9 protein-coding genes are annotated in these 14,048 nt (G+C 59.4%); 2 read left to right on the top strand and 7 right to left on the bottom strand.

The genetic code is table 11. The annotated features are described in order from the left end of the window. Positions 1 to 111: 111 nt before the first annotated feature. Positions 112 to 7,023 carry a calcium-binding protein gene (locus QWI75_RS08890; protein WP_289268340.1) on the bottom strand — a complete coding sequence of 2,304 codons (6,912 nt, stop codon included), beginning with the start codon at positions 7,021 to 7,023 and terminating at the stop codon, positions 112 to 114. 96 nt (positions 7,024 to 7,119) lie between these two features. On the opposite strand from QWI75_RS08890, the gene QWI75_RS08885 reads away from it, so the two are divergent. Next, the gene (locus QWI75_RS08885; protein ID WP_289268339.1) at positions 7,120 to 7,245 is read left to right on the top strand and encodes a hypothetical protein; all 126 of its coding nucleotides are present in this window, start codon (positions 7,120 to 7,122) and stop codon (positions 7,243 to 7,245) included. Positions 7,246 to 7,336: 91 nt separating this feature from the next. On the opposite strand, the gene QWI75_RS08880 is transcribed toward QWI75_RS08885, so the two are convergent. Then, positions 7,337 to 8,305 carry a hypothetical protein gene (locus tag QWI75_RS08880; protein WP_289268338.1) on the bottom strand — a complete coding sequence of 323 codons (969 nt, stop codon included), beginning with the start codon at positions 8,303 to 8,305 and terminating at the stop codon, positions 7,337 to 7,339. Between the two features lie 407 nt (positions 8,306 to 8,712). Then, positions 8,713 to 9,144 carry an OB-fold nucleic acid binding domain-containing protein gene (locus QWI75_RS08875; protein ID WP_289268337.1) on the bottom strand — a complete coding sequence of 144 codons (432 nt, stop codon included), beginning with the start codon at positions 9,142 to 9,144 and terminating at the stop codon, positions 8,713 to 8,715. Positions 9,145 to 9,304: 160 nt separating this feature from the next. Between QWI75_RS08875 and QWI75_RS08870 the strand changes: the two genes are divergently transcribed. Next, positions 9,305 to 11,011, top strand: a complete 1,707-nt coding sequence (locus tag QWI75_RS08870; protein WP_289268336.1) for a uracil-DNA glycosylase family protein — start codon at positions 9,305 to 9,307, stop codon at positions 11,009 to 11,011. A 74-nt stretch (positions 11,012 to 11,085) separates the two neighbouring features. On the opposite strand, the gene QWI75_RS08865 is transcribed toward QWI75_RS08870, so the two are convergent. The 4 genes from QWI75_RS08865 to QWI75_RS08850 are packed head-to-tail and all read right to left on the bottom strand — an operon-like array spanning position 11,086 to position 14,041. Further along, a complete protein-coding gene (locus tag QWI75_RS08865; protein WP_289268335.1) occupies positions 11,086 to 11,583 on the bottom strand; it encodes a hypothetical protein in 498 nt (165 codons plus the stop codon). A gap of 7 nt (positions 11,584 to 11,590) precedes the next feature. Continuing rightward, positions 11,591 to 11,881 carry a hypothetical protein gene (locus QWI75_RS08860; RefSeq protein ID WP_289268334.1) on the bottom strand — a complete coding sequence of 97 codons (291 nt, stop codon included), beginning with the start codon at positions 11,879 to 11,881 and terminating at the stop codon, positions 11,591 to 11,593. 30 nt (positions 11,882 to 11,911) lie between these two features. Further along, a complete protein-coding gene (locus QWI75_RS08855; protein ID WP_289268333.1) occupies positions 11,912 to 12,613 on the bottom strand; it encodes a dienelactone hydrolase family protein in 702 nt (233 codons plus the stop codon). A gap of 60 nt (positions 12,614 to 12,673) precedes the next feature. Further along, positions 12,674 to 14,041: a TldD/PmbA family protein gene (locus QWI75_RS08850; protein ID WP_289268332.1), complete on the bottom strand. Its 1,368-nt coding sequence runs from the start codon at positions 14,039 to 14,041 to the stop codon at positions 12,674 to 12,676. Positions 14,042 to 14,048: the final 7 nt, after the last annotated feature.

The following is a 14,048-nucleotide window of genomic DNA, read 5'->3' as shown; positions in this document are numbered from 1 at the left end:
CCATTGCGCTTGGCGAATTCAACCGGTGCTCGGCAACGGGCCATGGGGAGAGGGCAAAGGAGAGGGGGAATACCCTGGCAGATCGATACAACGAACTTCCAGGACTCACTATTACGACCAACTGGCCGCCAGGATCGCCTGCACGTCCTCCGGCCGCTGGGCGACGGCCTCTTCCCACGACAGGCCGGTTTGGCTCGTCAAGCCCGCCATGGCTTGGATGAGCTGATCCACTTGGCTGTTCAGCAACTGTTGGCCGTTGCCTGCTTGGATCAGTTCCGTCTGATTGGCCGTTCCACCGTACCAATTTTGGATCGTGACCTGATCGGAGGTACCGTACAGGGCAATCCGCAGGTTGTCGGCCTGCCGGCTCAGTATCAGATCCAACGGGGCGATCGTGGGACCGAATTCCAGCGAATCCTGGTTGAAGGGAAAGGGGTCCTGCTCGACGATGGTGTCTTGGCCATCCCCTCGCGAGAACAGGTACCTGTCGTTGCCTGAGCCTCCGATCAAGAGATCGTTGCCGATTCCGCCGCTGAGCCGATCCGCCCCGCTTCCGGCCAGGAGCACGTCATCGCCCGATCCACCGTGAAGCTGGTCGTCGCCTGATCCGCCATCGAGCACATCGGTGCCATCACCGCCGTCCAGAAAATCATGGCCGCTCCCGGCGTTCAAGGCGTCATTGCCCACGCCGCCGACAAGCTCATCGTGGCCGCTGCCGCCGAGCAGCAGATCGTTCCCTTCGCCGCCGTCGAGCCGGTCCTGACCCGATCCCCCATCGAGCAGGTTCGCCCCGGCGTTGCCGATCAGGATATTGTTGAGCGAGTTCCCGATGCCGTTCACATTGGCGGAGCCAGTGAGCGTCAGGTTTTCCAGATTGCTTCCCAACGTCCAGGTGATGTGGGTTTGGATCGTGTCGATGCCGCCTCCTGCGCCCTCCACCACCGTATCGCCTCTTCCCACCACGTACGTGTCGTTGCCGGCTCCGCCGGTGAGTCTATTCAAGCCGCTGTTTCCGACCAGCACATTATCCAACTCGTTCCCGGTGCCGTTTAGATTCGCCGTGCCCGTCAAGGCCAGATTCTCGACGTGCGCCCCAAGCTGGTAGCTCAGGCTGCTCTGGACCGTGTCGATGCCCTCGCCCACCTGCTCAACAACCTGATCTCCAATGCCGATGACGTAGGTGTCGTTGCCCTGCCCACCCGCCAACACGTTCGCCGCACTGTTCCCGGCGAGAACATTATCCAACTCATTCCCGCTCCCATTGATTGCGGCCGTTCCGGCGAGCGTGAGATTCTCCACGTTCGCGGCAAGGGTGTAGGTCACAGAACTCTCCACCGTATCGATCCCTTCATCGATCTGCTCGACCACGACATCGCCGGCATCGTCCACCAGATATCGATCGTCGCCGGCCCCGCCGATCATCCGGTCGGCTCCGGCCGCCCCCTCAAGCACATTGTTGCCGCTGTTGCCGATCAGGATATTGTCCAGCTCGTTGCCCGTCCCGGCGAGGTCCGCCGCGCCGACGAGGGTGAGGTGCTCCAGATTGGCGCCGAGACTATAACTCACGCTGCTCTGCACCGAGTCCAGGCCTTCTCCAGCCGATTCCGTGACGACATCGCCGGCATCATCCACCACATAGGTGTCATCACCGCCACCACCTTCCATCCTGTCCGTTCCCGGTCCACCATCGAGGAGATCGTTGCCCTCGCCAGATTGAAGCACATCGTTCCCGGCCCATCCCACCAGGCGATCCGTTGTATTGGTGCCGGTGAGGGTGTCATCGCCGGCAGTCCCCGCGAGATCGAACCCGCGCGCGAGCAGGTCTTCATAGGTCAAGACCGTGCCGTCGGCGAGGCGGAACCGGTCGATTGCGCGAGGACCGAACACGTTGGCCGGATCGAAGGGCGTGAGATGAATCGCATCGCCGCCCGATCCGACGCGAAGCAAGAGAGAACCCAGGCCGAGACTTAGATCGGCCGGCGTGATGCCGGCCCCAAATTGGATCTGATTGCCCTCTCCGGGCAGCGCCTGATCGGTAATCGTATCGACTCCATCGCCCAGGTTGAAGACATAGGTGTCGTCGCCGGCGCCGCCCGACAGGGCATCGTTGCCCTGGCCGCCCGCGATCGTGTCGTTTCCGGCGCCGGCGTCCACGATGTCGTTGCCGGCCAATGCTTCGATCACCTCGGCGGCGGGGCCGCCCTCGAGCACGTCATCGCCGTCGGTCGCCTGTGGGCCAAGCAGGTCAGCCAACCGCATGGTCGTGCCGTCGGCGAATTCGAGGAGCTCCACCCCTGTATCCTCGCCTCTCAGATTGGCAATCTCTATCGAGTCGCCACTGGCGCCGACGGCAATCGTCACGCTGTGGGTATCCCCACCTTGAGCCATGGTCAACGTCAAATCATCTTGCGAGATTCCGGCTCCGAACCGTATGCGATTTCCCGCTCCGGCCTGAACGCTATCCTCAAGGTAGTCCGAACCGTCACCCCTATTGAAGATGTAGGTGTCGTCACCCTGCTCACCAAAGAGCAGATCGTCGCCGGTTCCTCCCATCAAGACATCGTTTCCCTCATCCCCTTCGAGTTCGTCATCCCCGCCGCCCCCATCCAAGAGATCATTCCCCGCGCGGCCGATCAGCGCATCGTGACCGCCAAGACCTCGAATCACATTGTCATTGGCATTGCCAACCAATGGTTCGGCGTGGTCCGTCCCAATAATGGTCGTGAGCCGACTCTCGAATGTCGTGTAATCCCACACGGTGCCATCGTCGAAGACCACCCGTTCAAGTCGATACGGGGTTGGGTTGCTTCTCTGCCCTGTGAAGATGTTAGACCCCAACACGAAATCGAAGTGCGCCAGGACGGTGAGGGTTTCGTTTGTGTTCTTCAATGTGAAGACGAGATCCGAGCCCTGTTTTCCTACGAGGACATCGTCGGCTGTGATCCCAGCCTCCATCCTCACTGTATCGATTCCATGACCCAGTTCATCAAAATCGATCAGCCTGACATGGCCGCTACCGTAGCCGAACTCGAACGTATTTGAATCATATGCTCCAGTGACCAATCCGCCGAGCAGACCCGGACCCCACTTCGTCCCGTCTGCGAACCGAATCAACTCCACCTGCCCCGGCCTCGCATAGTACGGATGAAAGTTCGAGCCTTGGACGATCTCGCCGGATGGCGGCCTGAAGCCGTCGAGAAACCGCCACGCGCCGAGGTCAAAGGTCTCCTTGTAGTACGACTGGATGGTGAGTTGATCATCAGTTCCGGCAATGCTGAGGATGAGATCTTCCCCTTCCCGACGCCACTCCACATCTCCCGGTGTTATGTCCGGCCCCATCTCGATGACGTCCCACTGTGTAGAGGAGAACCCCGCCTCAGTGTCTGTATCGACGACCATGTCCTGCCCGTAGCCTCGATCGAATAGATAGGTATTGCTCTGATAGCGGCTTTCGCCGCCCTCAAATCCAACGAACACCGATCCACCGCCGACCATCGTGTCATTTCCAGCCCCACCGTCCAGCCGGGCTAATCCAGTCAGGGTATCGTTGCCTCCTCCACCGATCAGCGTCGTCCCGACCAAGTTCGTCGCATTCAATACATTATCCTGATCGTTCCCGGTCCCGACCAAATGGTCGGCATTCAGCGTCAGATTCTCAAGGTTATCTGACAGAACAAAATCAATATTGCTCACCACTGTATCAATGCCTCCATCTGCCTCCTCCACAATCCGATCGCTCAAGCTGTCGATCAGATAAGTATCATTGCCTGTCCCCCCCACCAGAAGAGTCTCGCTTGCCCCACGACTTGCGTCTCTCACGTCGAATATATCGTCTCCTTCCTCGCCGTACAGCTCGTCCTTGCCTGCGTACGAAATCAGTCGATCATTGCCGCTCCCACCAAAGAGCCGGTCATCGCCCCAATAAGACGTCAACAGGTCGTTTCCGTTGCCACCATACAGCCAATCATCCCCGCTGCCTTCTGCATTGAGCCCCTCATCGTCTTGAAGTTCATCGTTGCCCTCACCTCCATTCAACACGTCCGATCCGGCACCGCCGAAGAGCCCGTCGTCCCCCTCACCGCCGTGCAGGGTATCGTTTCCGGCCAGACTCATGAGCACGGCCTCTAGCGCGTCTTCCCTCTGGAATCGGAGCCGATTGTAGTCACCATACAAGACGTCATTTCCGTCCCCGCCGGAAAGGTAGTCATCTCCTTCGCCGCCATAGAGATAATCACGACCCTCGCCGCCGTAGAGGAGATCATCGCCGCCGGCTCCACGATACTCTCTGGTGTCATAAAACCCGATCGCTGATGGTAGCCGTAGATCGCCCGACAACACATCGTCGCCCGCACCACCGTACAGCAGATCATCCCCATCCTGACCGTTCACCAGATCGAGACCATCCCCCCCGGAGAGCACATCATTCCCGTACAAACCGAAGAGCTGATCGTTCCCGGTTCCACCTTCCATGAAGTCCGCCCCGCCGTCCTCCGGCCGCCCCCCTTGAAATGACGTCGTGTCCCCGACCAGCAAATCATGACCGTCCCCGCCATCTAGAATATCGCTCCCGGCTCCACCGAATAGGCTGTCATCGTTTGCGCCGCCGAAGAGGTAGTCATCCTGATTGCCATCGTTGACTTGGCTCGGCTCATCACCATTCAGGTTATCGATGCCGGCCCCGCCAATCAGAATATCTGCCCCAGCACCGCCCTGAAGGAGATCATTCCCGTCACCCCCGTCCAGGTAGTCATTTCCGCCGCCTGAAGAGACCGCAGAATTGTCTCCGACCAGCGTGTCGTTTCCGGTCCCTCCATAGAGTCGATCGTGGCCCAATCCTCCATAGAGTTCATCCGTCCCTTCATCGCCATAGAGTTCGTCGTCCCCGGCCCCGCTGACCACATAGTCATTCCCCCCCAGCGCGTGCAATCGATGGTGGTCATCCCCCAGCGGCCCGTTCAACTCCGGTGACCGTGAATCATTATCGCCATCATCGAAGAACGGCACAGGGATGGTTTGTCCCGGATGGAGCGGGTCCGGCACGCTCTTGGTAAAGATGTCTCGCGTGGCCGCGGCATAGTTCGGCAAATCGATGAGCCGGATTCCGAACTGGCCGCTCTGAAACCCCGCATTGACGGTCAGCAACCCGTTGACCATCAGATGACCGTTCGTCAGCACATACGTCTTCGCTCCGTCCAGGCTCGTATAGGTATCGCTTGGTCCATCCTGAGCGCGAATCCCACCCTGGAGCAGGGCTCCATCGAACAATATGTGGCCCTGCGCGTCAGAGTCTTCGATCTGATCCGTCCCGTCGCCGGCGTGATAGAGATAGGTATCGAGCCCCGCACCGCCCTTCAGCAGATCGTTATCGCGTCCGCCCTCGATCGTGTCATGCCCGACTCCACCTTCGAGAATGTCCTCACCGACGCCACCGAGCAGATGATCGTGCCCGGTACCTCCCTCCAGATAATCGTTGCCATCCATCCCACGCACGAGGTCGTCACCACCCGCGCCAAACAGTTCGTCATCAGCGCTATTGCCCGTCACGAGGTTGCCGGCATCAGAATCAAAAATGAATTGCCGATCGGTGCTCACCACGGCATTCGTCACGATTTCATACCCGGTCGTCACGTCTTTGAAATGAATGTTCCCCGTGGATGTCTGATGGTCGAGCTGATTCAGCGAGATCTTTTCCTTGAGAAACAAGGCCCGGTCGTCGAGGTAGCGAGACGTCAGGGTCCCGACACCCGTTATGTCGTCAAACATATCCAGGCCGCCGCCTTGAGCATGGGTGGCATACAGCGCCTCATTCGCTTGCGGTGTGTCGGCCACCACCGCAAACGGATTCAGTTCCTTGAGCGCGTACCTATAGGCCAGCCCCTGATCCGTATCGGTGTCCGCGATGCCGGCAAGCGCGGCGGCACTCACAGCGGTCAGATCCTCGATGGAGAAAATGACGCCTTGGGCTCGCAGGAGCCTCGCGCGCTGTGTAACCTCATCGATCGCCTGGTACATCGCATTGCGATTGGCCAGGTCCCCGAATCCGCCGACTCGCGAATTGACCGGCAGAGGCTCCGCCGGCGACAAGGCGGGATCGCGGAACAGTTTGCGCAACGCATCGACCGCCTTCTCAAGCGAATCACCCTCCGTTACACCCGAGACGTTCAACGGCGCTGTTGTCTCGGCTTTCGCGTTGGAGACAGCTTTGATGAGGAGTTCAGCGCTGGCCTGGCCATAGCGGGAATCGATCGTCTGGATCAGTTCCTGGACCGCCAGAGAATCCACGATGAGGGTAATCGAATGAGTGTTCCCGCTTTCCGTCACGCTGGGAAGTGGCGCACCGGCTATCAGTGGCTGGCCTTCAATAAAGACCGGCGTCGCTGCAGCATGCACGCCGGAATTGGCCACAAACTGAAGGTCGTTGGTCGTCGCGAAGCCATAGAGCTGCGTAATCTTCCCAAACGGCCCCTCCGTGACAGCCTCGGGAGAATGGAAGAGCGGGTCAATTCCCGTTGGTTTGAAAAGGTTGAGGGTTGCAGCCTTGGCCCAGAGATATCGCGGGTCGTTATACAGAGAGGAATCCTGTTGCTCGAAGGGGCGCCATTGAGGATCGGTTTGATGGAGTTGGATCGCGCGCAGATACAGGTCACTGTCCCGCGGGAAGGTATCGGAGGCCTCATCCGGATTGTCCAGCACCAGGCGAAAGTACGCCATCATATCGCTGATGCGACTTTCCTCTGCTGAAAGCCCGGGCACTTCTCCAGGGACATGCCCACGCCCGGCGCCGTTAAAGATGTACGTATGGTTGACCTCGGTATGGTGCAACTCCGTGAAGACGGTGGCCAGGTGTCCGCCCAGCGAATACCCAGTGACATTGAGAACCGCTCCCGCCGGGAGTGTGCCGCTTGTTTTGAGCGACTGATAATAGTCCTCCATCGCCGCGAGCTGCCCAAAGGCGAACCCGGCCCCTCCGATTTCAGCATCCGCTCCGAAGAGATCCCGCTCTCGATCACCGCCTTCAGCCACCAGGGCAGACTCCGTGCTGCGGAAAGAGAGGGTGTATGCACCCGTCGTTCGATCGCGCATGAGGGTCGCCGAAAACCCTGTCCCATCGTTGGCGTGGTGGTCGATGATGTCGTAGGTGCTGAGGAAGCGGTCGGCAAGAACGTTCGTGAAGCGGGTCTTGCCGGGGAGATTACCATTGGCATCTGGCTGGACGAATCGCTGGTCATTATTACCCTCCAGTAGGATCTCTCGAAGAGACCGACCGAATAGAAGCTGATCAAGATATGACTCAGCAGCCATTTGTTGCAGGGCAAACTTCAACCAAGTTGAAATATTACTTTGCCTCATTTCCCCTCTCCTGGGTTGCCAGCACTGGCTTCAGCACCTGGTTAATAAATTGAGCGTCGGTTTTTAGCGACTCCTTGGAACACTTTTGCGCGGTCAGCCACCACACTCCGGTCATGTTCCGTATATAGCCGCTACGGACGAACCCTCGCCTGACTGCGAGCACCTCATGGGTTTGGAGATCCAGGATGATGAGTTCTCCCCCCGCAATTCCCAGTTCTCGATCATGCGGACGAGCGATCCCACGCCAGGTGTAGCCGTATCGGCTCCGGGCAGAGGAAACATTTTCCTCCGCCACGATATAAGGAACTCGCACGAATTTACCGTTAACCGCTGTTTGATAATCTCTTTCCGGATGCGCCCTCTCATCTCGGTAGAACCGCCGATATTTCATTTCCTTCCTCGCCTTTGAACTCTGAGGCAAGGGGGTCTCGATGAACTGATACTTGCCTATGGCAGGTTGGACAAAATACTCTTCAGGGTGATCCCGCCCTCCTACCGAATACCCGTAGGGATCCTCCAGTGCATACAGATGTTCGAGTTCGTAGTCTGTGGGGTTCTCTCGAAGCCGCAGTTGAAGCAGCCCTTCCACATTCTGGACTGTCTTGTAGATGAACTCCCCCGCTTCCGTCTTGCAGAGGTGGTCAAAGTACTCCTGCGGCGTCATGTCCGGCCGATACCCACTGTCCGCCGGCACGGGATTCGGAATCTTGATCGAATGGGCGAAGCGGCCTTCTTCGGTCGCCAGCGGATCGGCGGGCCTGAGCTTCAGAATGTCGCAAGCCGTGTCGTTGGGCTTGAGTTTGGCCTTGGCACAATGGGCCGCAAACTCCTTCATCGCCCGGTCAAAATGCCGGCCTGGAGTTTCGTTCTTAGTGAATGGTGACGCAGCACAGCCGGTCACTAACAGCAGGCCGACGATCACAACCCCCACCACCCTCTCTGCCCTCGCTCGCATGTTCATCCTTTCATCCCTTTCTCCAAACAATGGATTGCAGGAGCCTCGGGCGGATGGCATCTCCGAGCCGCGGCATCCTAAGCGATGGATTGATTGAAATACGATTCTCCAGAGGAGGAGCGTGCTCCCCTAATGGTAGGAGGCCCTGCGGGTCACGAAGCATGACGACGCTTTCGGCCTAGTCACGTTTATTACTAAGGACGATTGTGTCGGGATCAGGAGGACTTGTCGAGGATTTCCGCCGAGATGAACAGTCTGACCAACTATCGGCGAGTAAATTGGACCATTTCCTTGAGACGCGGTCGCACGCTATTCACTCACGCCGACGAACCTGGATTACACTGAGTCGCAGGCGGCTCTCTTCCTGTGCTTTCATACTACCGTCATCGAGGAAGAGCAGATCCTCTTCACGGAGCGGCGGGTAGAATCTGTCTGGCGAGCGCCGTGGCGGTGAATTCAGTTCCGCTCGAGGTTTTGACGTTATCAGGCGGCGCTTCGATCAGCGCTTCGACCTGCACGACCTTTCCATCTCGGGCCGGCTCGGTCTTGGCGGCATCGCCCTGACATCGCACGAGATACACCACTCTGATCGATCCCGTGTCGTCTTCCAGGTCGAAGTCCTGGCCACAGAGCGATTGAGCCGTGACATCTCTGCCCGACCTCGCTCCGATGGCATGCACTCGTCCCTGAATTCGGACAAGCTTACGATGAAAGCCGGCCGGGTTTGAGATAATTTCTCCGATCGGGATGGTCTGGTCCGCCGCCGAGACCGGTTTCCCGCCAAGAGCAACAGCCAAGACTCCGATACCCACGATCGCCTGCCACAGGCCTATTCTCACGGGTCCACTCCTTTCGCGTCCCTCACTGTCCTGACTGTACGACATGTCTGGAGATGGGCCAACGAAATCCACGCTTTCATCTCGTTGACAAGCCGCGCCACCCAACATAAGATTCAGCCCACGTAGGCTTCAGCCCGTTCGCTCACACGTTGTGAACGTCATGACGCTCCAAGAACTCAGCGCCTCACTGTCTAACTGCCAACGGTGCAAGCTGGCCAAGCTGGGCCGGTCTCAAGTCGTCTTCGGCGTCGGCAATCCCCGGGCCTCGATCATGTTCGTCGGCGAAGCGCCCGGCTTTTACGAAGATCAGAAGGGAGAGCCGTTTGTCGGCGCGGCGGGGAAGCTCTTGAACGATCTTTTGCAGTCCGCCGGACTGTCACGTTCCGAGATCTACATCGCGAACGTGATCAAGTGCTTCATCAGTCCGCGAGTGCTCATCTACACCGCGACCGGGTATAAGCCGATCAAGGACATCCGGGTCGGCGACCTGGTGCTAACCCATACCGGACGTTTTCGCAAAGTGACCTATGTCCGTCCACAGGAGGTCCTTCCCCGAGGCAGCCGGGTAGTTCATCTCACGATTCGCCCACAGAGTGAGGACAGGCGGAGACCGGTCCAAATCACAGTGACTCCAGAACACCCCTTCCTTATCAATGGCAAATGGACTGTCGCACGCGAGATTCAGCCGGGCGATCGCGTGGCCATGCTCGGGGATCACTGCGAAGTTTGCGGCAAGGCCTTTTTCGTCCGATATAACCGGTACGAGCAGAGGACATATCGCACCTGCAGCTCCACGTGCCACAACCGAAGGGTCTTCCATGGCCCGGAAGCGAAAGAGAAACTACGTGAAACGATGCTCCGGCAGTACGCCGAAGGACTGCGTGATCCTTGGGCCATCACGGCCAGGGCCAACACCCGTACGCGTGCACTGGTTGCTGCCGGGGTTGCCAAGATTCAGCGCATGACGGCTGAGGAACGTTATCGGGGTCGGATTGCGATCGCCCAGAGAATCACGGAAGGAAATGGCAAGCATCCCATCGGTTATGGGGAACAGGAACTCAAAGCCGTCCTACAGGATATTGGCATGCCGTTCGTCCACCACTTTGCGTTTCCGGATTCCGCCTTCACTTACGACTTCTGCCTGCCGGACGAGAAAATCTTAATCGAAGTTCGCGGTCCGGCATTCGCAAATCGGGAGGCGCAGGCTCGCGCTTTGGTCAAAACTGCGGAGGCAGAGCAGCGCGGCTACCTGGTTCTCAGTGTGTGGTGGCAGGAAGCCGTGCACCATCCGAACCTCGTGCGGGGGCTACTGGAACGCGTGTTGAAGAACCATCACGGCGAGTACGTTTTCATCGAAGCAACCGTTACCAAGGTCAATCACCGCCAGACGTATCGGGCATTTCCGCTCTACAACATCGGTGTGGATGAAGATGAATCTTATATCGCTGCCGGGATCGTAAGCCATAACTGCCGGCCGCCCAACAACCGCGACCCCGAACCGGATGAAGTCGAGACCTGCAAGCCGTTCCTCATGGAGCAAATCAGCCTGATCAAGCCGAAGCTCGTGTGCACGCTCGGCAACTGGGCGACCCAAACGTTAATGGAACGGAAGGTCGGGATTACGAAGGTGCGGGGGCAGGCGTTCTATCTTCAAGACTTCGTGCTGTTTCCATTGTTCCATCCGGCCGCGGCCCTGCACCAAGGCAGCCTGTTGGAACCGTTGCGTGAAGATTTCAAGAAGTTGAAGGCGTATTTGGACAAGATGCGCGCTCAACCGACTCCTGATCCCAAGCAATCTGGGACGGATCAGGCATCACCGGAGGCGAAGTCAGAGCCAACTGCCACCCAGATGAGCCTCTTCAGCTAACCCTCTGGCGAGACTCCGCGCCGACGCCACACACAACGAAATCCCTCGACCGCCATGCGCGGAAGGAGACTTTTTTACTTCACGGCCGGTGACGTGGAGTCGGACCTGATCTCCGGCCGATCCCCCGATCGATCTTCCGATGCGGCCTTCTCCGCCTGCGCGCCTTCCTCGCCGGGCTGCTCGCTTGGTTCCGGCTCCGGCTCATCGAACCAGGCTGCCAGCATGTCTTCCCACCAGGCCTCATTCACCTCGTCGCCGGGATCAACACCGAGGTTCGTCACGTGAGCCTCGGTCAGGGAGGACCCGGCGACCGACGGCGTGGCCTTAATGCGATCGATGACCTGCTTGGTGGCGAACCCGCCGACCATCCAACTGTCGGGGTCGGCGCGACGCGATTTATAGGCCTTCAGGTTTTGCTTGAGATAGAGAAAGACGGCGCGTTGCGCCTCGTCACCCACGCCGGATTGGGGCAGGCTCAAGGTCTTTTCGATTTTCTTGCGCCACTTCCAGTCGTTGTACCGCGAGGTGATCAACTGCAACATCTTTCCGCCCAGTTCAGCGTCCAACGCCATAGTGCACCTAATTCCTCTCCTCTTCCCGCAGCGCCACGGTATCGTTCAGTCCGGCCGCCTCGAGGATCTCGCAGACGGGCCGGTGGTAGACGCGCGGCACGTAGAAAAACAACCCCTTGTAGACACTGCCGAAGATCGCTCCCAGCATCGATTCATTCCGATATTCTTCAAGGCTGAGCGCGTAATCGACGCCTTCCGCCGTCAGGGCCTGCTCCGCCGCCTCGGCCTCGCGGGAGGTACCGGCGATATAGACCAGGCTCAGAGGGGCCGCGAACCAGTCTGTCGAGCGCCGCGCCACAACCGGTCCCTTGCAACCGTCACCCAGTATTCAGGCCAGGTGCTGGCGGAAGAAGTCCAGCGCCCGCCCCCACGCATCCGCCGCCTCCACCGGCCGATAGACTTCTTTCCTCGTATCGTTAAAAAAGGCGTGGGGGGCTCCGGGGTAGGTCTTGATCTCTCCCGTCTTGCCGTACTTCTTGAGCGCGCCCGCCAGCCGTTGCACATCCGCCCTGGTGATCCAGCCGTCATCCTCTCCATAGATGTAGAGGATCGGGCAGGCCAGGTTTTGGATCGGACTGTCCGGATTCGGCACCTGACCGTAAAAGGGCACCGCCGCTTTGATCTCCGCATTCACGCAGGGCAACATCAGCGTATAGGAGCCGCCCATGCAGAACCCGATCACCCCGATGCGGCCCGCATCGACCCCAGGCGTGGATTTCAAATAGGCCGCCGTCGCCGTGAGATCCTTGAGGCCGTCCTCCTGTTTCAGCCGGTTCATCAGTTGGCCGGCCTCGTTGGCATTGGTGGTGACGGCATGGCCCAGGCGGGAATAGAGATCCGGCGCCATCGCCACGTAGCCCTCATTGGCGAGCCGGCGCGCGATGTCCTTGACATGGTCGTTAAGCCCCCACCATTCCTGGACGACGATGATCGCAGGACGCGGCTCTTTCGCCCCTTTCGAGACCATAAATGCGCGGATCGTGACCCCCTCGCCGGGAAACTGCACCATGGTTTCGACTAGGTCAGCCATGACGTTCCCTCACATGCATGCACATTGCCCATCTGACGTTTCACGTTCACGTCAGTCTGGCTAACTGCCGGCGACCGTCATTTCCTGCAGCTTGATCGTCGGGCTCGCGATGCGTCCTCGGAAACGCAGGTCATTCCCGATCTCTTCAATGTTCAGCCACATATCCTTGAGATTGCCGGCGATGGTGATCTCCTCGACTGGAAACGCCAGCTCCCCATCCTTGATCCAGAACCCCACCGCCCCGCGGGAATAATCCCCCGTCACCATGTTCACGCCGAAACCGATCAGCTCGGTCACATATAGCCCTTCCTTGACCCCACCGATGATCTGCCCGGCGGACTTGGTGCCAGGACTCAGGTAAAAGTTCGTCGGCCCGACGCCGGGGCTGTCCCCCACACTTCTCGAGGCGTTGCCGGTTGAAGCCAGTCCCAGTTTGCGCCCGGAATAGGTGTCGAGGAGGTAGCTCTTGAGGACACCCCGCTCGACCACGACGGTCCGCCTGGTCGGCAACCCGTCTCCGTCGAAGGGTTTGGAGCCCAAGCCGCCGGCCATGCGGCCGTCATCGTAGATCGTGACAGTCTCCGGGGCGATCCGCTGCCCCAATTGGCCGACAAGATAGGAAGCTCCTTTATAGAGGGCATAGCCCGAGAGGGCGCTGCAGAGTTGGCTCAACAACCCGCCAGCCATCTCTTGATCGAAGATGACCGGGACCCGCTGGGTGGCCACCCGCTTGGCGCCGAGCCGGCGGATGGTCCGGCGCGCCGCCTCCAGGCCGATTGACTCGGGGCTGTCGAGCTTGGCGTACGCGCGTTGCACGGCGTACCAGCTATCGCGCTGCATCGCGCCGCTGTCGGGATCGCGGGCGACCGGCGCGACGGAGAGGGAAAAATTGGAGGCGCGATACTGGCCGGAAAATCCGCGGCTATTGGCGAGCACGATGGACCCGCTGGACCAGTCGAACTCCGCCCCTTCGGAATTCGTGATGCGAGGATCGGCCGACAGGGCCGTGCGCTCAGCGGTCCTGGCCAAGTCAATCTGCTGCTCGGTTGTCAGACGCGTCTCGTCGTAGAGGTCCAGATCGGGCAGATCCTTCGCAAACTGATCCGCTTCGGGTAGCCCGGACACCTCATCCTCGACGACGGCCCGGGCGAGCGCGCAGGTATCGGCGACCAACTGCGTGAGCGAGGCCTTGGAAAAATCCGAGGTGGAGGTCGTGGCCGAACGCTTGCCGATAAAAACCCTGAGTCCCAATCGCTTTTCTCTGGCTTTGGTGAGCCGATCCACCGCCGACATGCGGACCTGCACCGACAGGGTTTCGCCGTCAGCCACCATCACCTCCGCATCGGTCGCTCCGTCGCGTTTGGCCTGGTCGAGCAGATCCAGGGCCAGATCCACGTAGGAACTGCTGGTCGTCACCGCCGTCGTCATGCATCAA

Origin of the sequence: Nitrospira tepida (assembly GCF_947241125.1) — a bacterium.
Taxonomy (GTDB): domain Bacteria; phylum Nitrospirota; class Nitrospiria; order Nitrospirales; family Nitrospiraceae; genus Nitrospira_G; species Nitrospira_G tepida.
The sequence above is the reverse complement of the archived record's forward strand: the minus strand, read 5'-3'. Positions and strand labels throughout refer to the sequence as shown.

Excerpts from the sequence above, each read along its gene's own strand:
- QWI75_RS08850 (WP_289268332.1), bottom strand. The coding sequence starts at position 14,041 with ATGACGACGGCGGTGACGACCAGCAGTTCCTACGTGGATCTGGCCCTG.
- QWI75_RS08865 (WP_289268335.1), bottom strand. The coding sequence starts at position 11,583 with ATGGCGTTGGACGCTGAACTGGGCGGAAAGATGTTGCAGTTGATCACC.
- QWI75_RS08870 (WP_289268336.1), top strand. The coding sequence starts at position 9,305 with ATGACGCTCCAAGAACTCAGCGCCTCACTGTCTAACTGCCAACGGTGC.
- QWI75_RS08855 (WP_289268333.1), bottom strand. The coding sequence starts at position 12,613 with ATGGCTGACCTAGTCGAAACCATGGTGCAGTTTCCCGGCGAGGGGGTC.
- QWI75_RS08880 (WP_289268338.1), bottom strand. The coding sequence starts at position 8,305 with ATGCGAGCGAGGGCAGAGAGGGTGGTGGGGGTTGTGATCGTCGGCCTG.